21 protein-coding genes and 1 tRNA gene are annotated in these 22,494 nt (G+C 68.8%); 10 read left to right on the top strand and 12 right to left on the bottom strand.

Translation table 11 applies throughout. From position 1 onward, the window contains the following. The first annotated feature begins 42 nt into the window (after positions 1-42). Together trxA and CRO12_RS10310 are read left to right on the top strand one after the other, a co-directional pair. Positions 43-366 carry a thioredoxin gene (gene trxA / locus CRO12_RS10305; RefSeq protein ID WP_097063938.1) on the top strand — a complete coding sequence of 108 codons (324 nt, stop codon included), beginning with the start codon at positions 43-45 and terminating at the stop codon, positions 364-366. Then, entirely contained in the window at positions 363-776 is a 414-nt protein-coding gene (locus CRO12_RS10310; protein ID WP_097063939.1) for a hypothetical protein, read from the top strand. Before trxA ends, CRO12_RS10310 begins: the two co-directional genes overlap by 4 nt. On the opposite strand, the gene argJ is transcribed toward CRO12_RS10310, so the two are convergent. Then, entirely contained in the window at positions 754-1,983 is a 1,230-nt protein-coding gene (gene argJ / locus CRO12_RS10315; protein WP_097063940.1) for a bifunctional glutamate N-acetyltransferase/amino-acid acetyltransferase ArgJ, read from the bottom strand. The two genes, CRO12_RS10310 and argJ, sit on opposite strands and share 23 nt — an antisense overlap. Positions 1,984-2,030: 47 nt before the next feature. On the opposite strand from argJ, the gene CRO12_RS10320 reads away from it, so the two are divergent. The 4 genes from CRO12_RS10320 to secA all read left to right on the top strand — a co-directional run bounded on the left by CRO12_RS10320 (position 2,031) and on the right by secA (position 6,389). Beyond that, positions 2,031-2,660, top strand: coding sequence for an energy transducer TonB (locus tag CRO12_RS10320; protein ID WP_097063941.1), 630 nt, complete (start codon positions 2,031-2,033; stop codon positions 2,658-2,660). A 26-nt stretch (positions 2,661-2,686) separates the two neighbouring features. After that, entirely contained in the window at positions 2,687-3,235 is a 549-nt protein-coding gene (locus CRO12_RS10325; RefSeq protein ID WP_097063942.1) for an energy transducer TonB, read from the top strand. 83 nt (positions 3,236-3,318) lie between these two features. Then, positions 3,319-3,564 (top strand): hypothetical protein, encoded by a 246-nt coding sequence (locus CRO12_RS10330; RefSeq protein ID WP_097063943.1) that lies wholly within the window; start codon positions 3,319-3,321, stop codon positions 3,562-3,564. Between the two features lie 86 nt (positions 3,565-3,650). Continuing rightward, positions 3,651-6,389, top strand: a complete 2,739-nt coding sequence (secA, locus tag CRO12_RS10335; protein ID WP_097063944.1) for a preprotein translocase subunit SecA — start codon at positions 3,651-3,653, stop codon at positions 6,387-6,389. 176 nt (positions 6,390-6,565) lie between these two features. On the opposite strand, the gene CRO12_RS10340 is transcribed toward secA, so the two are convergent. The 6 genes from CRO12_RS10340 to moaA form a co-directional block, all read right to left on the bottom strand. Further along, on the bottom strand, positions 6,566-7,186 hold the full coding sequence (locus CRO12_RS10340) for a CC0125/CC1285 family lipoprotein (RefSeq protein ID WP_097063945.1): 621 nt from the start codon (positions 7,184-7,186) through the stop codon (positions 6,566-6,568). Between the two features lie 156 nt (positions 7,187-7,342). Next, the gene (locus tag CRO12_RS10345) at positions 7,343-7,861 is read right to left on the bottom strand and encodes a phosphoribosyltransferase (protein ID WP_097063946.1); all 519 of its coding nucleotides are present in this window, start codon (positions 7,859-7,861) and stop codon (positions 7,343-7,345) included. After that, positions 7,858-8,871, bottom strand: coding sequence for an adenosine deaminase (locus CRO12_RS10350; RefSeq protein ID WP_097063947.1), 1,014 nt, complete (start codon positions 8,869-8,871; stop codon positions 7,858-7,860). Before CRO12_RS10350 ends, CRO12_RS10345 begins: the two co-directional genes overlap by 4 nt. A 62-nt stretch (positions 8,872-8,933) precedes the next feature. Further along, positions 8,934-9,008: transfer RNA gene (locus CRO12_RS10355), tRNA-Asn, on the bottom strand. Positions 9,009-9,162: 154 nt separating this feature from the next. After that, entirely contained in the window at positions 9,163-9,939 is a 777-nt protein-coding gene (locus CRO12_RS10360) for an NAD kinase (RefSeq protein ID WP_097063948.1), read from the bottom strand. Continuing rightward, positions 9,936-10,928 carry a GTP 3',8-cyclase MoaA gene (moaA, locus tag CRO12_RS10365; RefSeq protein ID WP_097063949.1) on the bottom strand — a complete coding sequence of 331 codons (993 nt, stop codon included), beginning with the start codon at positions 10,926-10,928 and terminating at the stop codon, positions 9,936-9,938. The genes CRO12_RS10360 and moaA overlap by 4 nt, the downstream gene beginning before the upstream one ends. A gap of 77 nt (positions 10,929-11,005) precedes the next feature. On the opposite strand from moaA, the gene CRO12_RS10370 reads away from it, so the two are divergent. Next, on the top strand, positions 11,006-12,523 hold the full coding sequence (locus CRO12_RS10370) for an EAL domain-containing protein (protein WP_245858383.1): 1,518 nt from the start codon (positions 11,006-11,008) through the stop codon (positions 12,521-12,523). On the opposite strand, the gene CRO12_RS10375 is transcribed toward CRO12_RS10370, so the two are convergent. The 3 genes from CRO12_RS10375 to CRO12_RS10385 form a co-directional block, all read right to left on the bottom strand. Beyond that, entirely contained in the window at positions 12,511-13,035 is a 525-nt protein-coding gene (locus tag CRO12_RS10375) for a GAF domain-containing protein (RefSeq protein ID WP_097063950.1), read from the bottom strand. The genes CRO12_RS10370 and CRO12_RS10375 overlap by 13 nt on opposite strands. Before the next feature lie 66 nt (positions 13,036-13,101). Continuing rightward, on the bottom strand, positions 13,102-16,557 hold the full coding sequence (gene mfd / locus CRO12_RS10380) for a transcription-repair coupling factor (protein ID WP_097063951.1): 3,456 nt from the start codon (positions 16,555-16,557) through the stop codon (positions 13,102-13,104). A gap of 12 nt (positions 16,558-16,569) precedes the next feature. Beyond that, positions 16,570-16,836: an FAD assembly factor SdhE gene (locus tag CRO12_RS10385; RefSeq protein WP_097063952.1), complete on the bottom strand. Its 267-nt coding sequence runs from the start codon at positions 16,834-16,836 to the stop codon at positions 16,570-16,572. A 77-nt stretch (positions 16,837-16,913) separates the two neighbouring features. On the opposite strand from CRO12_RS10385, the gene recG reads away from it, so the two are divergent. Beyond that, positions 16,914-18,977, top strand: coding sequence for an ATP-dependent DNA helicase RecG (recG, locus tag CRO12_RS10390; RefSeq protein ID WP_097063953.1), 2,064 nt, complete (start codon positions 16,914-16,916; stop codon positions 18,975-18,977). A gap of 7 nt (positions 18,978-18,984) precedes the next feature. Here the strand turns inward: recG and CRO12_RS10395 are convergent, their stop codons facing one another. Together CRO12_RS10395 and tyrS are read right to left on the bottom strand one after the other, a co-directional pair. Continuing rightward, the gene (locus CRO12_RS10395; RefSeq protein ID WP_097063954.1) at positions 18,985-19,302 is read right to left on the bottom strand and encodes a PilZ domain-containing protein; all 318 of its coding nucleotides are present in this window, start codon (positions 19,300-19,302) and stop codon (positions 18,985-18,987) included. Between the two features lie 86 nt (positions 19,303-19,388). After that, a complete protein-coding gene (tyrS, locus tag CRO12_RS10400) occupies positions 19,389-20,615 on the bottom strand; it encodes a tyrosine--tRNA ligase (RefSeq protein WP_097063955.1) in 1,227 nt (408 codons plus the stop codon). 103 nt (positions 20,616-20,718) lie between these two features. Between tyrS and CRO12_RS10405 the strand changes: the two genes are divergently transcribed. Together CRO12_RS10405 and CRO12_RS10410 are read left to right on the top strand one after the other, a co-directional pair. Further along, positions 20,719-21,300, top strand: a complete 582-nt coding sequence (locus CRO12_RS10405; RefSeq protein ID WP_245858384.1) for a DOMON-like domain-containing protein — start codon at positions 20,719-20,721, stop codon at positions 21,298-21,300. Further along, positions 21,297-22,493 carry an exo-beta-N-acetylmuramidase NamZ family protein gene (locus CRO12_RS10410; protein ID WP_097063957.1) on the top strand — a complete coding sequence of 399 codons (1,197 nt, stop codon included), beginning with the start codon at positions 21,297-21,299 and terminating at the stop codon, positions 22,491-22,493. Before CRO12_RS10405 ends, CRO12_RS10410 begins: the two co-directional genes overlap by 4 nt. Position 22,494 lies beyond the last annotated feature (1 nt).

The raw sequence follows: 22,494 nt of genomic DNA on the forward strand, positions 1-22,494 counted from the left end.
GCGACGTGCGGCCATACCTATGCCGTAATAAAGGAGACTGTCATGCCAACCAAGGCGATCACCGACCAAAGCTTCCAGGACGACGTCATCAACTCCGACAAGCCGGTGCTGGTCGATTTCTGGGCGGAGTGGTGCGGTCCCTGCAAGATGATCGGGCCGAGCCTGGAGGAGATCAGCGAAGAGCTGGGCGAGCAGGTGACGATCGCCAAGCTCAACATCGACGACAATCCCGATGCGCCGGGCCGCTACGGCGTGCGCGGTATCCCGACCATGATCCTGTTCAAGGGCGGCAACCCGGCCGCGACCAAGGTCGGCGCCGAGCCCAAGGGCCGCATCAAGGCGTGGCTGGAGGGCGAACTGGCGTGATCGCACCCGCCCTCGCGCTGGCGCTCCTGAGTGCGCCGGCGCAGGGCGGCCAGCCGTGCGGGCCGGAGCAGGTCGACGCTGCGCGTGAGTTCACCGGAGTCTACCTCGACGACTTCGAAGGGCAGGCCTTTGCGGAAGGCGCAACTACCGCGGCTGAGGCGCGGCGCTCCCGGCCGCTGCCCTGGTTCGAACTAGACGTAGTCGGCCTTGGCCGCCCGTTCGGCATCACCCGACGCGAGCTGTCGCGGGCATACCGGGTCCGCTTCATCGGCGAACGCCGCTCCCGCACGGCAACGCCGTTTCCTTGCGGCTATGGACACATGAACGTCAGTCCGGCTTCGATCCGGCTCGTCAGGCTGATCTCGATCGAGCGGCTCGGGTCGACGGTCAGCTCCGGTAATCGGCGTTGATGCTGATGTAGCCGTGGGTGAGGTCGCAGGTCCACACGGTCGCGCGGCCTTCGCCCAGTCCCAGATCGACGCCGATCGCGATCTCGCTGCCCTTCAGGTGTGCTGTGACGGGTGCCTCATCGTAGCCGGTGACCGCCAGACCATGCTCCGCCACCTGCGTCGCGCCGAAGCGGATCGAGAGCTTGTCCCGCTCCGCCGGCTCACCCGCCTTGCCGACCGCCATCACTACGCGACCCCAATTGGCATCCTCGCCCGCGATCGCGGTCTTGACCAGCGGCGAGTTGGCGATCGACATCGCGATGCGGTGGGCGGAGCGGTCGCTCTCAGCGCCCTCCACCGTCACCTCGATCAGTTTGGTCGCGCCCTCTCCGTCGCGCACCACCAGCAGCGCGAGTTCCATGCACAGTGCCGACAGGGCGGACACGAAGGCGTCGGCGCCCTCGTCCTCGTCGCCGGCGAGCGGCGGATTGCCCGCCGCGCCGGTTGCGAAGGCGAGCACGGTGTCGCTGGTCGAGGTGTCGCTGTCCACCGTGATGCAGGAGAAGGTCTTTGTATTGGCCGCCGCCAGCGCCCGCTGGAGGAACGCCGGATCGACCGCGGCATTGGTGAAGATGAAGCCGAGCATGGTCGCCATATCGGGCGCGATCATGCCCGATCCCTTGATGACCCCGACCAGCTCGACGGTGCGCCCGCCGACCACCGCGCGCTGGGTCGCGACCTTGGCAAAGGTGTCGGTGGTCATGATCGTTTCGGCCGCGTCGACCCAGCCGACCGGCGCGCTCGCGAACGCCGCGTCCAGTCCGGCCTCCGCCTTGTCGACCGGCAGCGGTACGCCGATCACGCCGGTCGAGGCGACATAGACGTCCGATGGCGCGCAGCCGAGGTGCTGGGCGGTACGCGCGGCGATCGCTTCCACTGCCGTTCGGCCGCGGTCGCCGGTGAAGGCGTTGGAGTTGCCGGCGTTGACGACCAGCGCGCGGGCCTGCCCGAGCACCAGCGCCTTGCGGCACCACTCCACCTCCGGCGAGGGACACTTGCTCTGAGTCAGCACGCCGGCAACGGTCGTGCCCGGTGCCAGTTCGACAAAGGTCAGGTCGGAGCGCTCCCACGCCTTGTAGCCCGCGCGGGCGACCCGGCGGATGACGCCCGCAATTTCGGGGAGGTTGGGAAGGGCGGTAGGAGCGAGCGGCGACTTTGGCGATGACATGGTCGCGCGCTTAGCCGTAAAGCTGCGTCGCATACAGGGGGTGAGCGATGTCGCTGGGGTTGATGGTTCTGCTGCTCCAGCAGACGAACCTTTCGTTCGGGCCGGTGCCGACCGATTTGAACCGCGAGTGGCTGACCCAGGCCGATTATCCGGCCGACGCACTGAAGGAGCGGCGAGAAGGTCCGGTCGAATTTGAGCTGACCGTCGATCCTACCGGAAAGCCCGTGCTCTGCCGAACCCTCCAATCCAGCGGTACGGCGAGCTTGGATCGTACAACCTGTGCGGCGATCTACGCGCGCGTGCGGTTCAAGCCAACGCTCGACGACGATGGCAAGCCGGTCTTTGCATCCATCACACGTACGGTCAAATGGGTTCATCCAAGTCGATATCACCTTGCGAAGAAAGCTGGTGTTCCGACTGAGCCCGTCGCTGATCTGACCGTGACCGTTAATCGCCTTCCGATCCCCGCCGACAAGGCGCGCGTCGGCATCAGGGTAGTATTGAGTGATCGTGGCACGCAGGAAAGTTGCACCGTTGCCCTGCCGAGCGCGCGTCCGGCACTCGACAAGCTGGCCTGCACCAACGCAGCGTCGATTCCGCCGGAACCGATCTTTGATGCCGCTGGCGCGCCGGTAAGAGGCGTCCGTTGGCGCCGCATTCACTTTGTGGCGCAGTAGGAAGCACGCTAGGCAAGTGAGCGGCGATGGACGACCTCGAAGACCTTTCACGGCGGCAGGCGCGGGCGCAGAACGGGGTCGATCCGACGCGCGATCGGCCGCCGCCGTGGTTCGTCGGCTCCGGGCGGAGCCTGGTAACGGCGGTGGTGATCGTGCTGGCGGTGCTGGTGGTGCTGCGGATCTGGTCCACGGTGGAACTCGCGCGGGAGGGCTGGCGCTGGTGGCGCGAGCAGCCGACCCGCGTCGATGTGCCGCCGCAGACGCACCCGCCAGCGCCGCCGGCCCCACCGGCTCGGTCGCGTAGCTACGATCCCGCCGAGTGGATCACGGCGGATGATTACCCCGCCCAGTCGATCCGGCGGGAGGAGGAGGGCACCGTCGCCATCCAGTGGACGGTCGCGCCCGACGGCGACGTGACGGCGTGCCGGGTCGCGAAATCCAGCGGGTTCGCTCGACTGGACGCCGCCGCCTGCAGCGCGATCCTGGAGAACGGCCGCTATCCGGCAGTCGCGCCCGGCCAGCCGCTCAGGACCTACTCACGCCGCGTGGTCTGGCGATTGCCGGACGAGTTCTGATACACGTGGCGCTCACAAATGAAGGGTTAGACACGGGCGCAGGCGGCACCTATGTCGCTCGGCGACCAACCACAGGGGTGTGCGTGAACCTGTTCCTGCTGCTGACGGCGATGCTGTGCTCGCTGACCGGGATCGCCCGGTCGGACGCGCGTGCGCCGGCGGTGGAGGCGAGTGCGGTCCTCGCCGTCGCGGAGCAGGTCGCGCCGGCGATGGTGCGCGGCGGCTCGCCGCGTCCCAACGGCTATGTCGCCGCCGAACCGGTCGCCCTTGACCTCGCGCTCGCGCGCCGGCTGCTCGTCGCCGTCGCGCCGGAGCGCAGGCTGCTCTGAGGCGCGGGCGCCCAGCGCCGCTCCTCCGCCAATCTTCTCCGCGCCGGGCCTGGATGCCCGCGCCTCTTCCATAAGGTATTCCTGCCATGCTCGGTGGCCTCGCCAAGTCCCTGTTCGGGTCGTCCAACGACCGCTATGTCAAGTCGCTCAATCCGCTGGTCGCGTGTATCGCCGGTCACGAGGCCGCGCTCCAGGCCATGTCGGACGAGGAGCTGTCGCAGCAGACTGCGCGCTTCCGCGAGCGGCTGGCGAACGGCGGGAAGCTTGACGAGCTGCTGCCGGAAGCGTTTGCGACCGTGCGCGAGGCGTCGGTGCGCACGCTCGGGATGCGGCATTTCGACGTGCAGATGGTCGGCGGTATCGTGCTCCACCGCGGCGAGATCGCCGAGATGAAGACGGGCGAGGGTAAGACGCTGGTCGCGACGCTCGCCGTCTATCTAAACGCGCTGCCGGGCGAGGGCGTCCACGTCGTCACCGTCAACGACTATCTGGCGCGGCGCGATGCCGAGCAGATGGGGCGCGTCTACAGCTTCCTGGGGCTGACCACCGGCGTGATCGTCCCCAATCTCGCCGATCACGAGCGGCGCGAGGCCTACGCCGCCGACATCACCTATGGCACGAACAACGAGTTCGGCTTCGACTATCTGCGCGACAACATGAAGTACGACCGCGCGTCGATGGTGCAGCGGCCGTTCTCCTTCGCGATCGTCGACGAGGTGGATTCGATCCTGATCGACGAAGCGCGCACGCCGCTGATCATCTCCGGGCCGACCGACGACAAGTCGGAGTTGTACCTGGGCGTCGACGCGATCGTGAAGCAGCTCGCCGACGCCGATTACGAGAAGGACGAGAAGCAGAAGTCGGTCGTGCTGACCGAGGAGGGTACCGAGCGGGCCGAGCGGCTGCTGGAAGCAGCCGGGCTGCTCCAGGGCGCGAACCTCTACGATTTCGAGAACACCCAGGTCGTCCACCACCTGAACCAGGCGCTGCGCGCGAACATGATGTTCAAGCGCGACACCGACTACATCGTGAAAGACGGCAAGGTCGTCATCATCGACGAGTTCACCGGCCGCATGATGGACGGCAGGCGGTGGTCGGACGGCCTGCACCAGGCGGTCGAGGCGAAGGAGGGGGTGCAGATCGAGCCGGAGAACCAGACGCTCGCCTCCATTACCTTCCAGAACTATTTCCGCATGTACCCGAAGCTGAGCGGCATGACCGGTACGGCGGCGACCGAGGCGGCCGAGTTCTTCGACATCTACAAGATGAACGTCGTTTCCATCCCGACCAACGTGCCGGTGCGGCGCGTCGACGAGGAGGACGAGTTCTACAAGGACACGCAGGACAAGTTCCGCGCCATTGCCAAGAAGATTCGCGAGCACTCGGAGCAGGGACAGCCGGTGCTGGTCGGCACCGTCTCCATCGAGAAGTCGGAGCTGCTGTCCGACTTCCTCCAGCAGGAGGGCGTGCCCCACGAGGTGCTGAACGCCCGCTTGCACGAGCGCGAGGCGCACATTGTCGCGCAGGCCGGGCGCAAGGGCGCGGTCACGATCGCGACCAACATGGCCGGCCGCGGTACCGACATCCAGCTCGGCGGCAATGTCGAGTTTCGGATCGAGGACGAGCTCGCCGGCCTGCCTGACGGGCCGGAGCGCGATGCGGCAGTTGCCGCGATCCGGGCCGAGGTGGCGGCGGAGAAGGCGGAAGTGCTCGCCGCCGGCGGCCTTTTCGTGCTCGGCACCGAGCGCCACGAGAGCCGCCGCATCGACAATCAGCTGCGTGGTCGTTCGGGGCGGCAGGGCGATCCGGGGCTCAGCCGCTTCTATCTCAGCCTCGACGACGATCTGCTGCGAATCTTCGGGCCGGACACGCTGTTCGCCAAGATGATGCGGTCCAACATCGGCGATGGCGAGGCGATCGGCAGCAAGTGGCTGACCAAGGCGATCGAGACCGCGCAGAAGAAGGTGGAGGCGCGCAACTACGACATCCGCAAGCAGGTCGTCGAATACGACGACGTGATGAACGACCAGCGCAAGGTCATCTACGAGCAGCGGGCCGACATCATGGATGCCGAGGCGGTCGGCGACGTCGTAACCGACATGCGGGCGGAGACGGTCAACGCGATCGTCGGCGATGCCTGCCCGGTCGGCAGCTATCCCGAGCAGTGGAACACCGAACAGCTCCGCGCGCAGGCGCAGGAACTGCTGGGCGTCGACCCGGACATCGATGCGTGGATGAAGGAGGACGCGATCGACCCGGAGATCGTCGAGGAAAGGATCCGCGCGGACGCGGACGCGCTCGTCGCCGAGAAGACGGGCGAGCTCGACGCGGAGACCTGGACGGGGATCGAGAAATCTATCCTGCTCCAGAACCTCGACCATCACTGGAAGGAGCATCTCGCGATGCTCGACGCGCTGCGCCAGGTCGTCCACCTGCGGGCTTACGCTCAGAAGACGCCGATCAACGAGTACAAGCAGGAGGCGTTCGCGATGTTCGAGCGGATGCTCGGCAGCATTCGCGAGGACGTGACCCGCACGCTCGCGCATGCGCAGTTCCGCCTGGCGCCGCCGCCCGAGCTTCCGGACCTGCCCGACTTCATCACCAGCCACCTCGATCCCTTCTCAGGCGAGGACAACAGCGCCGACTGGGACGCCGCGAGTGCGGGGCTGCTCACGTCGGGGCTGCCGCCGCTCTCCATTCCGCAGCCGATCGGCGACGAGGTCGGCGAGGATCCGGCGAGCTGGGCGGGCGTGGTCAGCCGCAATGCGCCGTGCCCGTGCGGGTCAGGGCGCAAGTACAAGCACTGCCACGGCGCGCTGGTGTGAGACTGATCGTCGTGCCAGCGTAGGCTGGCATCCATGTCTATCGCCTGCTTCGCTTCCACTGCGGCTTCTACGGACAGACATGGACCTCAGCCTTTGCTGGGGTGACCGTGTTACAAAAAGGGCGGCGCCTCCGGACCGGAAGCGCCGCCCTTTTCTGTTTGCGTACAGCGCCAGGCTTAGCGCCGACGCTCCTCGCCCGGCACCACGATCGTCGGGCCGAGCCGGTCGACCACCTCGCGGGCGTTGAAGGCGCGCAGGTTGTCGGCGGGCTTGGGCCCGCGACCGGTCACGATCTCCGCCACCGCCTCGTAGCGGTCGACCGTGCGGATATCGACCGAGCGGTCCCAGAACGGATCGCCCCAGAACGGATCCCAGCCGCGCCAGCCGAAGCCGCGGCCGTAGTAGCGCCAGCTCGGCCCCCAGTAACCGAACCCGGCATAGCCACCGTACGGACCGAAGCCTGACCGGCCAAAGCCTGGCGTGGTGTAGGTCCGCGTCTGCTTGTCGGTGTCGCGGTCGGCGAGCACGAAGTAGTCGGCACCCTGCTGCAGCGTCAGCTCGGCCGCGCGGAACAGCAGGTAGCGCTCCACCGTCTCGCGCGACGTCAGGCTGTTGCCGGCGAACGCGACGCGGAAGCGGTTCGATTCGATCTGGACGTCGCTGAAGCCGGTGCGGTTGAAGCCCTGACCGACCGCCGGTCGGTAGGGTGTCGGCGTGGCGCAGGCGGAGAGCACCGACGCCCCTGCCAGCGAAGCCGCGATCAGCGCCTTTCTGTGTCCTCTGATATAGGTGAGCATCTATCGCCTCCGGGAAGGCGGCACGCGACCCGCGCCGCCCGTGTCATGCATCCGAACGTCCGGTCACGCCATTGTGTCCGGTACGGAAGGGTCTGAAATCCTGTAGCTTTCCGCGGCTTGCTGGTGGCTGAACAAAGCATGACCGCCGTGCTCGGATCAGGCGATCCGTTGCGGGATTTCGGCAGCGTCCTGGGCCAGCGCGGCTGGTGGTGCAACCGCCTCCCACGGGAACACGAACCAATCCTTGGTGACGGTGCGGTCGATCACCCGGTCGGCATAGTCGACCCGCTCCGCCGAGACGCTGTTGTCGATCAGCACCGCGAAGCGGACGTTGTCGCGCGGGCCGCCCGCGTCGGTCAGTCCTTGGCGAAGCGCCGCGATCGTGCGGCCCGAGTCGTTGATGTCCTCCACGAACACCAGCCGCTCGCCCGCTGCGCTGCGCGCGGCGAGTGCGCCGACCAGCGCGTCGTTGAACTCCGGGATCGGAGTCGAGAAATCGATCGAGACCATCGGCAGCCCGGTCGCGTGACTGAGGAACACCGCCGGCACCAGCCCGCCGCGCCCGACCCCGACCAGCAGCGAGGGCCGCCACGGATCGGCGCGGAGCGTCGCGGCGAGCGCCTCGACCGCGGCCACGAAGCGGCCATGCGGGACGTGGGTGAACGTCGGGGTCACGCCGCCGCCGCATAGGCGTCGAGCCGCGCCAGGTGCGCGGCCACCGCCGCGTCATCAAGGAAGGAGCCGAGGAAGCTGTTGCGCGCGAGCGTCACCACGTCGTCGCGGCTGAGCCCGCGGGCACGCGCCGCGGCCTGGTAGTTGGCGGCGATGTAGCCGCCGAAATAGGCGGGATCGTCTGAATTGACCGTCGCGCGCAGCCCTTGGCGGAGCATGGTGTCGATTGGGTGGACGTCCATCGAGGCGACGTTGCAAAGCTTGACGTTCGAGAGCGGGCAGACGGTCAGCGTCATGCCCTCGCGCGCGAGACGGGCGGTGAGCGCCGCATCCTCCAGGCTGCGATTGCCGTGATCGAGTCGGTCGATCGCGAGCAGGTCGAGCGCCTCGCGAACGTACTCGGGCGGTCCCTCCTCCCCGGCGTGGGCGACGCGCTTCAGGCCCTTCTCGGCCGCGGCGGCGAAGACGCGCTGAAACTTGGCGGGCGGATGCCCGACCTCCGACGAGTCGAGCCCGACCCCGGCGATCCGGTCGAGCCACGGCTCCGCCTCGGCGAGCGTCGCGAAGGCCGCCTCCTCCGACAGGTGGCGGAGGAAGCACAGGATCAGCTTGGACGTGAGGCCGTGACGCGCCTCCGCGTCCGCCATGCCGTCGAGCAGCCCGGTGATGACCGTCGCGAAGGGGATGCTTCGGTCGGTATGGGTCTGCGGATCAAAGAATATCTCGGCATGAACCACGCCGTCGGCGACCGCACGGTCGAAGTAGGCGACGGCCAGGTCGCGGAAGTCGGCGGCGGTACGCAGCACCTCGGCCCCGGCGTAATAGATGTCGAGGAAGTCCTGCAGGTTGGAGAAGTCGTAGGCGGCGCGGACCGCTTCGACGCTGTCGAACGGGATCGTGATCCCATTGCGCTCCGCCAGCGCGAACATCAGCTCGGGCTCCAGGCTGCCTTCGATATGGAGGTGAAGCTCCGCCTTGGGCAGGCCGGCGATGAAGGAGTCGGTGACGGACATGGCCCACGATGTCGCAAGCGGCGGTGGCGCGCGCAAGTCCGGCGATGTGGCGGAGGCCACGCTGGCTCCCTGAGTTGGATTCGAACCAACGGCCGCTCGATTAACAGTCGAGAGCTCTACCGCTGAGCTATCAGGGAACAGCGTGGAGGCGCGCTGATAGCAGCCGATACGCGGTTTGCAAGGGTGAATGTGCCGCGTCGCGCGCGCCCGGCAAAGCCGGAGTAGTCGGTCGGCGCGGAGCGTCGCCAGCCGTGCTTGCGCGAGTCCTGCGGCAGCGTGCCGCAGGCCGCGCTACGCGACGAACTGCTCCATCGTGATGCGGTCGTCGAGCGCGTGCTCCGGGTCGAACAGCAGCGTCAGATCGCGCAGATGGTCGATCGCGATGTCGACGCGGGCGACGTCGCGCACCTCGCGCTGGTCGGCGACCGCGCTCACCGGGCGCTTCTCGCTGTCGAGCACCGCGATGCTGATCCGTGCCTTCTCCGGCAGGATCGCGCCGCGCCAGCGCCGCGGGCGAAAGGCGGAGATCGGGGTCAACGCGATCAGCGCGGAGCCGAGCGGCAGGATCGGGCCGTTGGCGGACAGGTTGTACGCGGTCGATCCCGCGGGCGTCGCCGCCAAAATTCCGTCGCAGACGAGTTCAGGCAGCACCACGCGGTCGTTGACCGTCACCTCCAGCCGCGCGGTCTGGCGAGTCTCGCGCAGCAGCGACACCTCGTTGATCGCCGGCAGGACGCGCGTCTCGCCGTCGATCGTCACCGCGCTCATCGTCAGCGGCGCAACCCGGAACGGCTTGGCGCGGGCGAGGCGGTCGTCGAGCCCGGCCAGCCGCCACTCGTTCATCATGAACCCGACCGTACCCAGGTTCATCCCGAACACCGGCACCGTGCGACGCTGCTCAAGCAGAGTGTGGAGCGTCTGGAGCATGTAGCCGTCGCCGCCCAGCGCGACGATCATCTCCGCCTGCTCGACCGGCACCCAGTCGTAGCGGTCCCGCAGGTCGCGCGCCGCCGCCTGCGCCGGCGGGGTAGGCGACGCGACGAGCGCCCGCCGCACGGGCTCGCTCATCCGCCCGTGACGCTCATGTGCCGCGCGACAGCCGGTGCCGCGGCGTCGATCTGGAAGTCGTGGGCGCGCGGCTTGATCGCGAGCGCCCGATCGATCGCGGCATCGACGGCGTCGAGTCCGCCATCCCGCAGCGCACCCTTCAGATCGACCTGATCGTCGTGGCCGAGACAACTGTAGAGCCGCCCCTCCGTGGTCAGCCGGACGCGATTGCACCCGTCGCAGAAATTGGCGGTGAGCGGCGATATGAGCCCGAGGCGCGTGCCCCACGGCGTCCGCCAGTAGCGTGCCGGCCCGCCGCTGCGGTGGCCGTCGGCGGTGAGCGCGAAGCGGCGGGAGAGGGCGGCGAAGACGCGGGTCAGGGGCACGAAGCGGTCGACCCGGTCCTCGTCGATCGCGCCGAGCGGCATCGTCTCGATCAGGCTCAGGTCATGGCCCTGCTCCCCGCACCAGGCGAGCAGGTCGCCGAGCTCATGCTCGTTGATGCCGGCGAGCGCGACCGCGTTGATCTTGACGCGAAGTCCCGCGACCTTCGCGGCGGCGATCCCGTTCAGCACCTGCGCAACGTCGCCGTGACGGGTCACGTACCGGAAGGTTTCGGGGTCACGGCTATCAAGGCTGACGTTCACGCGCCGCACGCCGGCATCGAACAGCGCCTCGGCATGCTCGGCCAGCCGGGTCGCGTTGGTGGTGAGGGTCAGCTCTTCGAGGCCCGTGCCGACGTGGCGGCCGAGCCGGCGCACCAGCTCGATCACGTCGCGCCGCACCAGCGGCTCACCGCCCGACAGGCGGATCTTGCGAACGCCGCGTGCGATGAAGCGTTCGGCAATCACCGCGATCTCCTCCAGCGCCAGCAGCGCGCGGCGCGGCAGAAAGGTCATCTGTTCCGCCATGCAGTAGCGGCAGCGCAGGTCGCAGCGATCGGTGACCGACACCCGCAGGTAGCTGATCGTGCGGCCGTGCGCGTCGATCAAAGGGGAGGGGACGGTCATCGCGTCACAGCTAGGCCCTCGCACGCGGGCGAACAAGGGCATCCCTTTCTTCACGACTTTGGGCCACAAGCACCCGCGTGACCGCCGGGCCGATGCGCACCATCTTTCTGCTTTCGTTCCGCCAGCGCGATGAGCTGGCGGCGGCGGTGAGCCGTGGCGGTTGGCGCACGGTCGCGGCGCGGCGCCGCGACGGGCTGGATCGCCGGGTCGCGGCGAGCGCGGCGCGCGTGGTGCTGATCGACGCGCGCGGCGCGGCGGACGAGGGCCTGGAAGCGACCCGCATGATCGCGGCCGCGGCGGCCGCCGCCGGCCGCGCGCTGCTGGTGCTGGTCAGCCGCGGGGATGCCGCCCTGCTCGACGCCTTCCACGATGCCGGCGCGACCCAGTTTCTCGCGAGCCCGATGCGCGAGGCGGAACTCCACGCCGCGATCCGCTTCGCCGAGCGCTACGCCGACCGGGTGTCGGGCGGAGGCCAGGTGGCGGAGGAGAGCGCCCCCGAACCGCTCGGGTGGCGATACGACCGGCGGCAGCGCTCGCTCCAGCTCACCCCGACGCTGCGGGACGTGCTGCAGGTACCCGCCGGGAGCACCGCGTCGGCGGTGCTGCGCGGACTGCCGTCAGACCTGCGGCCGCTGCTGGCGCTGAGCCTGCGCCGCTTGGGGATGGAGGGTGCGACCGCCTTCGCCCATGACCTGCCGGGGATCGGTCGGGTTGTTCAGCACCTCCAGCGCGATCCCCGGACCGGTCGCATCCACGCGCTGGTCGAGCCGCTCGGCGCGGCGCCGGACGCGAGCGCTGCACTGCGCGAGCTCTTCCCGCGGCGCACCCGTTCGCTCGTCGCGCTGGCGCAGGACCTGCCCGCCGCGCTGGCGGCGGGCGAGGTGGAGGTGCTGTTCCAGCCGCAGGTGTCGCTCGCGAGCGATACGATCACTGGCGTGGAGGCGCTGGCCCGCTGGCGGCACGCGCGGTTGGGGGAGGTGGGCGCCGCCGCGCTGCTCGCCGCCGCGGCGCACGCCGGCCAGTCGGTCGTGCTCTCCGCTTACCTGCAGGAGCGTGCCTTTGCGCTGGCCGCGGCGTGGCCGCCGGCGCTCGCTGGATTGCGCGTCGCGATCAACGTTACGGCCGAGGACCTGGCCACCACCAACTTCGCGACGACGCTGCTGGCGCGGATCGACGCGGCCGGCTTGCAGCGCTCGCGGGTCACGGTTGAGGTGACCGAAAGCGGGCTGATCGAAAACCGGGTGGAAGCGGCGTCGGTCCTGTCGGCACTCCGCGCCGCCGGGTGTCGGACGGCGATCGACGATTTCGGGACGGGCTATTCGAGCCTGTCCTACCTGTCGGCGCTCCCGCTCGACTACCTCAAGCTGGACAAGTCGATGACGCAGGCGCTGGAGGGCGGAGAGCGTGAACGGATCGTGGCGCTGAGCGTCCTGGAGCTCGCCCGTTCACTGGGGCTCGGCGTGGTTGCCGAAGGTGTGGAGACGGAGGCGCAGCGACTGCTGCTCGCCGCCGAAGGGTGCGAGCTTTACCAGGGCTGGCTATGCGCTCCGCCGCTCGACAGCGCGGCGTTGTGCGCGCTGGTTCAGGCCGCCTGACGGGACGGCGGCGGGTCGCCGATGCGGTCGAGCGCGTCGGCCGCCAGCTCGGCCACGCGGGTGAGGGTGGAAATCGTCGCCGCCGCGATCGGCGCCGGCTCACGCCAGTAGACTCCCATCGCGATCAGCGGCTCGCCGTGCCCGATCGGCACCATCACCATGCTGCGGATGAAGGTCGCGAGATAAAGGTTGAGCGGCACGCGCTTGTCCTCGCTGACGTCCGGGATGACGATCGGCGCGCGCGCGACCATCGCCATGCCGCTCACGCACATGCGCAACGGGAAGGACTGGCCGGTCCACAGCGGGCTGATCGCGTCCTCGGTCAGGTAGTGGACCTCGTCGCCGCGCCGCTCGATCAGCGTGATGCCGTCCGCGGCGGTGAGCGTGCGCGCGTGGGTGCGGAGCGCCTCCACGACCGACGCGACCGATCGACCGAGCGCCAGGTCCTCGCGCAGCGGTTTCAGCGGATCAGCCGGAGCCGGGCGCAGAAAATGAAGGAGACTGCGAGCCATAACGACGGGGAATTATGCGCCGCAAACCTTACCGAACAGAACCACTTATCCCCAACATGGCGGTAATCATCCCGCCGCCTTGGCCAGCCCCCGTGACAGCTGCAGCGCACCGTGGAGCCGCGCCTGCGGGTCGTTCCACGCGCGGCTGATCACCAGCCGCTGATCGGGCCTGAGCTTCGCGACGTCGCCGAGCTTTCCGACATAGGCGAGCAGACCGTCGACGTTCGGGAAGTGGTTGTCATGGAACGCCACCACCGCGCCCTTGGCGCCTACGTCGAGCTTGGCGATGCATGCGCGCTTGGCGTTCAGCTTGATCTCCATAAGCCGCAGCAGATTGTCCGTCTCCTCCGGCAGCTTGCCGAAGCGGTCGATCAGCTCGGCGGCGAATGCCTCCAATCCGGCGCGTTCGTCGATCTCGTTGAGGCGGCGGTAAAGCCCCATGCGCAGGTCGAGGTCGGGGACGTAGCTCTCCGGCAGCAGGATCGGCGCGTCGACGGTGATCTGGGGCGAGAAGTCGGTCGGACGGCGCGCCATGCCGCCGGCCTTCGCCTCCATGATCGCTTCCTCCAGCATCGACTGGTAGAGTTCGTAGCCGACCTCCTTGATGTGGCCCGACTGCTCGTCGCCGAGCAGGTTGCCTGCCCCGCGGATGTCGAGGTCGTGGCTGGCGAGCTGGAAGCCGGCGCCGAGTGATTCGAGATCGCTGAGCACCTTGAGCCGCTTCTCCGCCGCATCGGTCATCTGCCGCTCGGGCGGCGCGACCATGTAGGCGTAGGCGCGCGTTTTCGACCGGCCGACCCGCCCGCGCAGCTGGTAGAGCTGGGCGAGGCCGAAGCGGTCGGCGCGGTTGACGATCATGGTGTTGGCGGACGGGATGTCGATCCCGCTCTCGATGATGGTGGTGGACACCAGCACCTCGAACTTCTTGTCGTAGAAGGCGCTCATGCGCTCCTCGACCTCGCTTGCGGACATCTGGCCGTGCGCGACCACGTAGCGGACCTCCGGCACGTTCTCGCGCAGATATTCCTCGATGTCGGGCAGGTCGGCGACCCGCGGCGTGACTAGGAAGCTCTGACCGCCGCGATAATGCTCGCGCAGCAGCGCCTCGCGCAGCACCACCGGGTCCCAGGGCATGACGTAGGTGCGGACCGCCAGACGATCGACCGGGGGCGTCTGGATGACCGACAGCTCGCGCAGGCCCGACATCGCCATCTGGAGCGTGCGCGGGATCGGCGTGGCGGTGAGCGTCAGCATGTGGACGTCGGCTTTCAGCGCCTTCAGTCGCTCCTTGTGGGTGACGCCGAAGCGCTGCTCCTCGTCGACGATGACGAGGCCGAGGCGCTTGAAGTCGATCGCCTTGGCGAGCAGCGCGTGGGTGCCGATCACGACGTCCAGGTCGCCGCTGGCGAGCCCTTCCTTGGCCGTCTTCGCCTCCGCCGTGCCGACCAGGCGCGACAGGCGGCCGACCTTGATCGGAAAGCCTTCGAAGCGCGCAACGAAGTTGTTGTAGTGCTGGCGGGCGAGCAGCGTCGTGGGGCACACTACCGCGACCTGCATCCCTGCCATCGCCGCGACGAACGCGGCGCGGAGCGCGACCTCCGTCTTGCCGAAGCCGACGTCGCCGACGACCAGCCGGTCCATCGGCTTGCCCGCCGAGAGGTCGGCAAGGACGTCGCCGATCGCGCGCTCCTGATCGTCGGTTTCCTCGTACGGGAAGCGATCGACAAAGGTCGCGAAGCCGCTGTCGTCGGGCTCGGCGACCTGACCGGGGCGAAGCGCGCGCTCGGCCGCTGTCGCAATCAGCTCGCCCGCGATCTCGCGAATGCGCTCCTTCATGCGGCTCTTGCGCCGCTGCCACGCCTCGCCGCCCAATCGGTCGAGCGACGCGCCTTCCTCACCCGCGCCGTAGCGGCTGAGCACCTCCAGGTTCTCGACCGGCACGTAGAGCTTGTCGCCGCCGGCGTAGCTCACCGCGACGCAGTCGTGCGGTGCCTTCTGCACCGGCACCTGGGTCAGCCCCTCGTACCGGCCGATGCCGTGATCGGTGTGGACCACCAGGTCGCCGGGCGAGAGCGTCGCCAGTTCCGCCAGGAACGCGTCGGCCGACTTGCGCCGCTTGGTGCGGCGGATCAGCCGGTCGCCGAGCATGTCCTGCTCGCTCAGGACCGTCACGTCGGGCGCGGTGAAGCCGTGATCGAGGCCGAGCACCGTCAGCGCGACACCCTGATCGCCGGCGGCGAGCGCGGCCTGCCAGTCGTCCGCCAGGCGGATGCCGGAGAGGCCGTGATCCTCCAGCAACCCCTTCAGCCGCTCGCGCGAGCCGGCGGAGTAGCTGGCGAGAACAATCTTGCGCCCGTCACGGCGGACCTTGCCCAAGTAGGCGGTGACTGCCTCGTACACGTTCTGCCCGCCGGTCCGCTCCGGCGCGAAATCGCGCGGGCCGTCGACGTTGAACTCGACGACGGTGGCGCTCGGCGGCTCGTGGAACGGCGTGGCGAGGTGGGCGGGCGCACGATCGAGCGCTTGGCTCCACTCGTCGGCTGAGAGATAGAGGGCGGTGGGTTCGAGCGGGCGGTAGCTGCCCGGTGCGGCGCTGGCGGCGCGGACGCGATTGCCGTGATAGTCGGCGATCGCCTCGAACCGGCCCTCGGCAGCGCTCGCGACGCCTGCATCCCGGACGACCACCGCGTCGCCGGGCAGGTGGTCGAACAGCGTCTCCAGCCGCTCCTCGAACAGGGGCAGCCAATGCTCCATGCCGGCCAGGCGCCGGCCCTCGCTCACCGCCTCGTAGAGCGGATCGCCGGTCGCGGTAGCGCCAAACTTTTCCCGATATCGGCTGCGGAAACGCTTGATGCTTTCCTCATCCAACAGCGCTTCGGAGGCGGGGAGCAGCGTGAAGCTCTTGATCTGCCCGGTGGTACGCTGGTCGGCGGGGTCGAAGGTGCGGACCGTCTCGATCTCGTCACCGAAGAAGTCGAGGCGCAGCGCCGCCTCCGCGCCCGAGGGAAACAGGTCGACCAGCCCGCCGCGAATGGCGAACTCGCCGGCGTCGTTCACCGTCTCCGAGCGAACATAGCCGTTCGCCTGGAGCAGCGCGGCCAGCCGATCGCGGCCGATCCGCTCGCCGGGCGCGAGGCTTGCGACAAGCTGGCGGATACGGAAGGGGGTCAGCGTGCGCTGGCTCGCGGCATTGGCGGTGGTGACGAGCAGCCGCGGTCCGGTCGGCTTGGTCTGGAGCCGGTGCAGCGCGGCGAGCCGTTCCGCCATGACCCGCAGGGTGGGGGAGGCGCGATCGAAGGGCAGGCAGTCCCACGCCGGGAAGCCGATCACCTCCAGCTCGGGCGCGAAGAACGGCGCGGTCGCGATCACCGCGCGCATCGCGGCCTCGTCCGGCGCGATGAAGACCACGCCGCCGCTCGACGCACGGGCAAGGTCGGCGAGCAGGAGGGGCAGGAAGCCGGTGGGTACGCCCGCGAGCGTCAGCGGGCGCGGGGCAGCGAGGATCGGCTTGAAGTCTGGCATTGCGGCTTTCAGCTATTCGGCGATCGGGACGTAGGTGAGCGTCTTCATTCGCTCCATCATCGCACCCGCCCAACGCTCGGGCACCGCCTGCGCGCCCATTGCCCAGGCCATGATGTCGACGTCCTGTTCCTCGATGAACGCCTCGAACCAGGCGATGTCCTCGTCCGACCAGTCGGCGGAATGCGCGTCGAAGAAGCCGCCGACCATCAGATCGGCTTCCTTGGTGCCGCGGTGCCAGGCGCGGAAGCGCAGGCGTTTGAGGCGGATCTCGCGGTCCATAGGGCGGTTCTCAACGGCGGATAGCCGCCGGCGCTTGGAGCGGCCGTCGGCAAGGGCTAGGAGCGCGTGAGATAGCCATGCGCCCCGCCATCCTCAACCCGTTGTTCGCCGAGGTGACCGCGCTGAAGGGCGTCGGCCCGGCGCTCGCCAAGCCCTTGGAGCGGCTGGGGCTCGCCCGCGCGGTGGACGTTGCGTTCCACCTGCCGACCGGGTGGATCGACCGGGTGCCGCGCGACGAACTGGACGTCGGCGACGTCGGTCGCACGATCGCGATCACGCTGACCCCGGTCGGTTACCGCATGAGCGGCGGCGCGCGTAGCCCGGCGCGGGTGCAGGCGATCGACGGCAAGGGCAATGGAGTCACGCTGACCTACTTCGGCGGCAACTCGGGCTGGGTGAAGAAGATGCTGCCGCTCAACGAGTCACGGCGGGTGTCGGGCAAGCTGGAGAGCTACGGCCAGGAGCTCCAGATCGTCCACCCGGACTATGTCGTGCCGCTCGACGAGGCGCCGCCCGCCGGTGAGCGCGAGGCGATCTATCCCTTGTCGGAGGGGATGACCTCGCGCCGGCTCGCCGCGCTCGCCGCGCAGGCGGTCGAGCGCGCGCCCGAGCTGCCGGAGTGGATCGAGCCGAGCCTCAAGGCCAAGCACGACTGGCCCGACTGGCGGCAGGCGCTGGCGACCATCCACGCCGACCCGTCGGACGCGAAGGCGCGCGCGCGGCTCGCCTACGACGAGGTGTTCGCCAATCAGCTCGCGCTGCTGCTGGTCCGCGGCGAGGCACGAGCGAAGCGCGGGCGGGCGCTCGCCGGTGACGGGCGCTTACGTGACGCGCTGAAGCTGCCCTATGCGCCGACCGGCGCGCAGGCACGGACGATCACGGAGATCGCCGGCGACCTGCAGCAGAGCCAGCCGATGCTGCGCCTGCTGCAAGGCGACGTGGGGTCAGGCAAGACGCTGGTCGCCCTGATGGCGCTGCTGATCGCGGTGGAGGCGGGGGCGCAGGGGGCGCTGCTCGCCCCGACCGAGATCCTGGCCCGCCAGCACTTCGAAACGCTCTCCCGAAAGCTGAGCGGGGTGCCTGTTCGAGTTGCCATCCTTACCGGACGCGACAAGGGGCGGGCGCGCGAAGCGACGCTGATGGGGCTGGCGGCGGGCGAGATCGACGTGCTGATCGGCACCCATGCGATCTTCCAGGAGGGCGTCACCTATCGCAACCTGGGGCTGGTGGTGGTGGACGAGCAGCACCGCTTCGGCGTTGCCCAACGCATGATGCTCCAGGCCAAGGCCGCCACGCCGCCGCACCTGCTGGTCATGACTGCGACGCCGATCCCTCGAACCCTGACGCTGGCGCAGTATGGCGAGATGGACGTGAGCCAGTTGGACGAAATGCCGCCCGGTCGCGAGCCGATCGAGACCCGCGTGATCTCGGATGATCGGCTGGACGAGGTGGTCGAGGGACTCGGGCGCCATCTGGCGGGCGGCGGGCAGGCTTATTGGGTGTGTCCGCTGGTCGAGGAAAGCGAGAAGAGCGACATGGCTGCGGCCGAAGCGCGGGCGGCGGCGCTCACGGCCCGCTTCGGCGACGCGGTGGCGCTGGTTCACGGCCGCATGAAGGGGCCGGAGAAGGACGCGGTGATGGCGCGCTTCGCGAGCGGCGGCGCGGGCGTGCTGGTCGCGACCACGGTGATCGAGGTCGGGGTGGACGTGCCCAATGCGACCCTGATCGTGATCGAGCATGCAGACCGCTTCGGGCTCGCCCAGCTTCACCAGCTGCGCGGGCGAGTCGGGCGTGGGGGCGGGCGCTCGGTCTGCCTGCTGCTGCGCGGCGGCGGCTTGTCTGAAACGGCGCGCGCGCGATTGGCCCTGATGCGCGAGACCAACGACGGGTTCCGCATCGCGGAGGAGGACCTGCGCCTGCGCGGCGCGGGCGAGCTGCTCGGTACACGTCAGTCGGGAGAGGCGGCGTTCCGGCTCGCCACGCCCGAGATGCTGGCCGAGCTGCTCCCGGCCGCGAACGGCGACGCAAGGCTGCTGATCGATCGCGACGGCGGGTTGCAGGGCGACCGGGGCCAGGCGGCGCGGGTGGCGCTCTACCTGTTCGAGCGCGACGCCGCGGTGGGGCTGCTCCGCGCGGGGTGACAGCCGATCACTGCTGCCGCAGGAGGGCCGCGAGCAGCTCGTAGTAGGAGGCGAGCGGGATCGCGGTGCCATACTCGCAGCCGATGCGCCCGCCGAGCGCCCAGCGAACCACCGCGCTGCGCTGGCCGAGTCGCGGCAGGGTCACCTCGATCGTGTCCCCGGGCTGGAGGCTCGCGTCACACCGCGCCATGAACCCGCCGGTCGACGTGTTGACGAGGAGCAGCTGGATGGTGCCGCCGTCCGCCGTCTGCCCCCGAGTGCGGTGGTGAACCTCGTCGCGGTTCTCGCGACGGACATCGGAATAGGCCAGGTTACTCAGCGGCATAGCGACGCGCCCTCATCAGGTAACCGGCATAGCGACCCAGAAGTAAAAATCGCCTTGAACAAAGGTGCTTAACGTCGATGGAGCCATCATGCCGGGCGGAGCAGGCCGTGGTTCTTCTTGCCTGCGGAAAGGCGAAGTTGCTCCGAGACGGAGATGACCAAGGTGTCGTCCGCCACGCGTTCACCATCGACGCGCGCACCGCCGCCGGCAATCAGGCGTCGCGCCTCGCCCTTGGACGCGCAAAAGCCAAGGCCGATCAGCGCGTCAACGATCCCGATTTGCCCGCCCGCGACGTCGAGCGTCGGCAGCGCGGCACCGGCCGCGCCCTCCTCGAACGTCCGCCGCGCAGTTTCGGCGGCTTCGTCGGCGGCGGCGCGGCCGCGGCACATGGCGGTCGCTTCGGTTGCCAGCACCTTCTTCGCCTCGTTGATCTCGGCACCGGGCAGCGCCTCCAGCCGCGCGATCTCGTCCAGCGGCAGGTCGGTGAACAGGCGGAGGAAGCGGCCGACATCGCGGTCGTCGGTGTTGCGCCAGAATTGCCAGTAATCAAAGTGCGACAGCTGATCCTCGTGCAGCCACACCGCGCCCGCCACCGTCTTGCCCATCTTGGTGCCGTCGGCGGTGGTCAGCAGCGGGGTGGTGACGCCGAACACCTCCGTCCCGTCCATCCGGCGCGCGAGCTCCACGCCGTTGACGATGTTCCCCCACTGATCGCTGCCGCCCATCTGCAGCCGCACGCCCGCGCGACGCCCCAGCTCGCGGAAGTCGTAGCCTTGGAGGATCATGTAGTTGAACTCGAGGAACGACAGCGACTGTTCGCGGTCGAGCCGGAGCTTGACCGAGTCGAACGACAGCATCCGGTTGACGCTGAAGTGCTGGCCGACTTCGCGCAGGAAGGGGATGTACTCGAGCTTGTCGAGCCAGTCGGCGTTGTTGACCATCACCGCATCGGTCGGCCCGTCGCCGAACGTCAGGAATCGTTCGAAGATGCGCTGGATGCCCGCGATATTCGCGGCGATCGTCTCGTCGGATGCCAGCTTGCGCGCCTCGTCTTTGAACGACGGGTCGCCGATCTTGCCGGTGCCGCCGCCCATCAGCACGACCGGCTTGTGCCCCGCCTGCTGCAGGCGGCGGAGCAGCATGATCTGGACCAGGCTGCCGACGTGGAGCGACGGCGCGGTCGGATCGAAGCCGATGTAGCCGGGCACGACTTCCCGCACGGCAAGCGCGTCGAGCGCCGCGGCGTCGGTCACCTGGTGGATGTACCCGCGCTCAGAGAGGAGGCGGAGGAGGTCGGATTGGTACTCGGTCATGGCGGCGGGCGCTTAGCACGCGCGGTTACGCACACAAACCGTTCGCCCTGAGCTTGTCGAAGGGGCGTTCTCTTCTCTAGCCACGGCGCCAGGGAGAAGAACGGTGCTTCGACAGGCTCAGGGCGAACGGACATGGGGGCTCCACGCCTTGGTACGTCACCCGGACACACCGTCGAGCAAGGTCGAGGGTGTCAGCGTTCAGCTTCTCAGTGCCGACGCCTCCTCGATGATGATCGAGTTCAGCGTTCGCGGTCGCTCTCACGTGCTGGTTCCGGAGCCGGCGGCACCGATCCGAAACGATGGGCTCTGGAAGACGACGTGCTTCGAAGCCTTCCTTCAGCCCGACCACGCGGCGTCTTACCTAGAGCTCAACTTCTCGCCTTCGCTCGCCTGGGCTGCCTATTCTTTTGCGGAGTATCGTGCGGGCATGTCCGACATCGAGCCGCGGTTTGCGCCGGAGATCTGGTTGTCGCAGTCAGATCCGGACCTCGACTATTTGTTTCTGTCGGCCGAGTTCGACGTCGCCGATGCCCTGAACGGCCCCTTTCGTCTCGGCCTGTCCGCCGTGATCGAGGAGGTGGACGGAACCAAGTCCTACTGGGCACTCGCGCATCCACCGGGCGCCCCCGATTTCCACCACCCGGATTGCTTTGCGCTCCACATCCCGGCACTCGGAAGTCCATGAAGTTCGGGATCGATCGCCTGCTCGCCGATGACGGGTTGCTGGATGAGTTGAAGGGCCGCCGCGTCGCGCTGCTCGCGCATCCGGCGTCGGTTACCGCCGACCTGACCCACAGCCTGGACGCGCTGGTCGCGGCGGGCGTGCGGGTCAGCGCCGCCTTTGGGCCGCAGCACGGCCTGCGCGGCGACAAGCAGGACAACATGATGGAGTCGCCGGACTACGACGACCCCGTCCACGGCGTGCCGGTGTTCAGCCTCTACGGCGAGGTGCGGCGCCCGACCGGTCAGGCGATGAGCACGTTCGACGTGCTGCTGGTCGACCTGCAGGACCTCGGCTGCCGAATCTACACCTTCATCACGACGCTGCGCTACGTGCTGGAGGCGGCGGCCGAGCACGGCAAGGAAGTCTGGGTGCTCGACCGGCCGAACCCGGCCGGGCGGCCGATCGAGGGGCTGACGCTGCGCGTAGGATGGGAGAGCTTCGTGGGTGCCGGCCCCATGCCGATGCGCCACGGGCTGACGCTCGGCGAGCTGGGGCAGTGGTTCATCGACCATTACCGGCTCGACGTCGCCTACCGGGTGATCGCAATTGAGGGCTACGCGCCCGACGCTGCGCCGGGCTTCGGCTGGCCCACCGACCGGATTTGGATCAACCCCAGCCCGAATGCGCCCAACCTCAACATGGCGCGGGCATATGCCGGCACGGTCATGCTGGAGGGAACGACGCTGTCGGAGGGCCGCGGCACCACCCGGCCGCTGGAACTGTTCGGCGCGCCCGACCTCGATGCGCTCGCGATCATGGCGCAGATGCGACGCAGCGCGCCCGACTGGCTGTACGGCTGCACGCTGCGCGCGATCAGCTTCGAGCCGACCTTCCACAAGCACGTCCACCAGCTGTGCCACGGCGTCCACATACACGCCGAGGGGGCCACCTATGATCACGGGGCGTTCCGGCCGTGGCGGCTCCAGGCGCTGGCGTTCAAGGCGATCCGCGAACTGCACCCCGACTACCCGCTCTGGCGCGACTTTCCGTACGAGTATGTGTTCGACAAGCTTGCGATCGACGTGATCAACGGTGGTCCGGACCTGCGCGCCTGGGTGGACGACGCCGGGGCCGAGCCGGGCGACCTCGACGCACTAACCTGCCCGGACGAGGCCGCCTGGGCCGAGGCGCGGGCGCCGTATCTCCTCTACTGAC

It is taken from the genome of Sphingomonas guangdongensis, assembly GCF_900199185.1.
GTDB lineage: Bacteria > Pseudomonadota > Alphaproteobacteria > Sphingomonadales > Sphingomonadaceae > Sphingomonas > Sphingomonas guangdongensis.

What these genes read in the sequence shown, in the direction of transcription:
- secA (WP_097063944.1), top strand. Translation starts at nt 3,651, where the DNA reads ATGCTCGGTGGCCTCGCCAAGTCCCTGTTCGGGTCGTCCAACGACCGC.
- CRO12_RS10320 (WP_097063941.1), top strand. Translation starts at nt 2,031, where the DNA reads ATGTCGCTGGGGTTGATGGTTCTGCTGCTCCAGCAGACGAACCTTTCG.
- recG (WP_097063953.1), top strand. Translation starts at nt 16,914, where the DNA reads ATGCGCCCCGCCATCCTCAACCCGTTGTTCGCCGAGGTGACCGCGCTG.
- CRO12_RS10385 (WP_097063952.1), bottom strand. Translation starts at nt 16,836, where the DNA reads ATGGACCGCGAGATCCGCCTCAAACGCCTGCGCTTCCGCGCCTGGCAC.
- moaA (WP_097063949.1), bottom strand. Translation starts at nt 10,928, where the DNA reads ATGACCGTCCCCTCCCCTTTGATCGACGCGCACGGCCGCACGATCAGC.
- CRO12_RS10340 (WP_097063945.1), bottom strand. Translation starts at nt 7,186, where the DNA reads ATGCTCACCTATATCAGAGGACACAGAAAGGCGCTGATCGCGGCTTCG.
- CRO12_RS10325 (WP_097063942.1), top strand. Translation starts at nt 2,687, where the DNA reads ATGGACGACCTCGAAGACCTTTCACGGCGGCAGGCGCGGGCGCAGAAC.
- CRO12_RS10350 (WP_097063947.1), bottom strand. Translation starts at nt 8,871, where the DNA reads ATGTCCGTCACCGACTCCTTCATCGCCGGCCTGCCCAAGGCGGAGCTT.
- trxA (WP_097063938.1), top strand. Translation starts at nt 43, where the DNA reads ATGCCAACCAAGGCGATCACCGACCAAAGCTTCCAGGACGACGTCATC.
- CRO12_RS10395 (WP_097063954.1), bottom strand. Translation starts at nt 19,302, where the DNA reads ATGCCGCTGAGTAACCTGGCCTATTCCGATGTCCGTCGCGAGAACCGC.
- mfd (WP_097063951.1), bottom strand. Translation starts at nt 16,557, where the DNA reads ATGCCAGACTTCAAGCCGATCCTCGCTGCCCCGCGCCCGCTGACGCTC.
- tyrS (WP_097063955.1), bottom strand. Translation starts at nt 20,615, where the DNA reads ATGACCGAGTACCAATCCGACCTCCTCCGCCTCCTCTCTGAGCGCGGG.
- CRO12_RS10375 (WP_097063950.1), bottom strand. Translation starts at nt 13,035, where the DNA reads ATGGCTCGCAGTCTCCTTCATTTTCTGCGCCCGGCTCCGGCTGATCCG.
- CRO12_RS10360 (WP_097063948.1), bottom strand. Translation starts at nt 9,939, where the DNA reads ATGAGCGAGCCCGTGCGGCGGGCGCTCGTCGCGTCGCCTACCCCGCCG.
- argJ (WP_097063940.1), bottom strand. Translation starts at nt 1,983, where the DNA reads ATGTCATCGCCAAAGTCGCCGCTCGCTCCTACCGCCCTTCCCAACCTC.
- CRO12_RS10410 (WP_097063957.1), top strand. Translation starts at nt 21,297, where the DNA reads ATGAAGTTCGGGATCGATCGCCTGCTCGCCGATGACGGGTTGCTGGAT.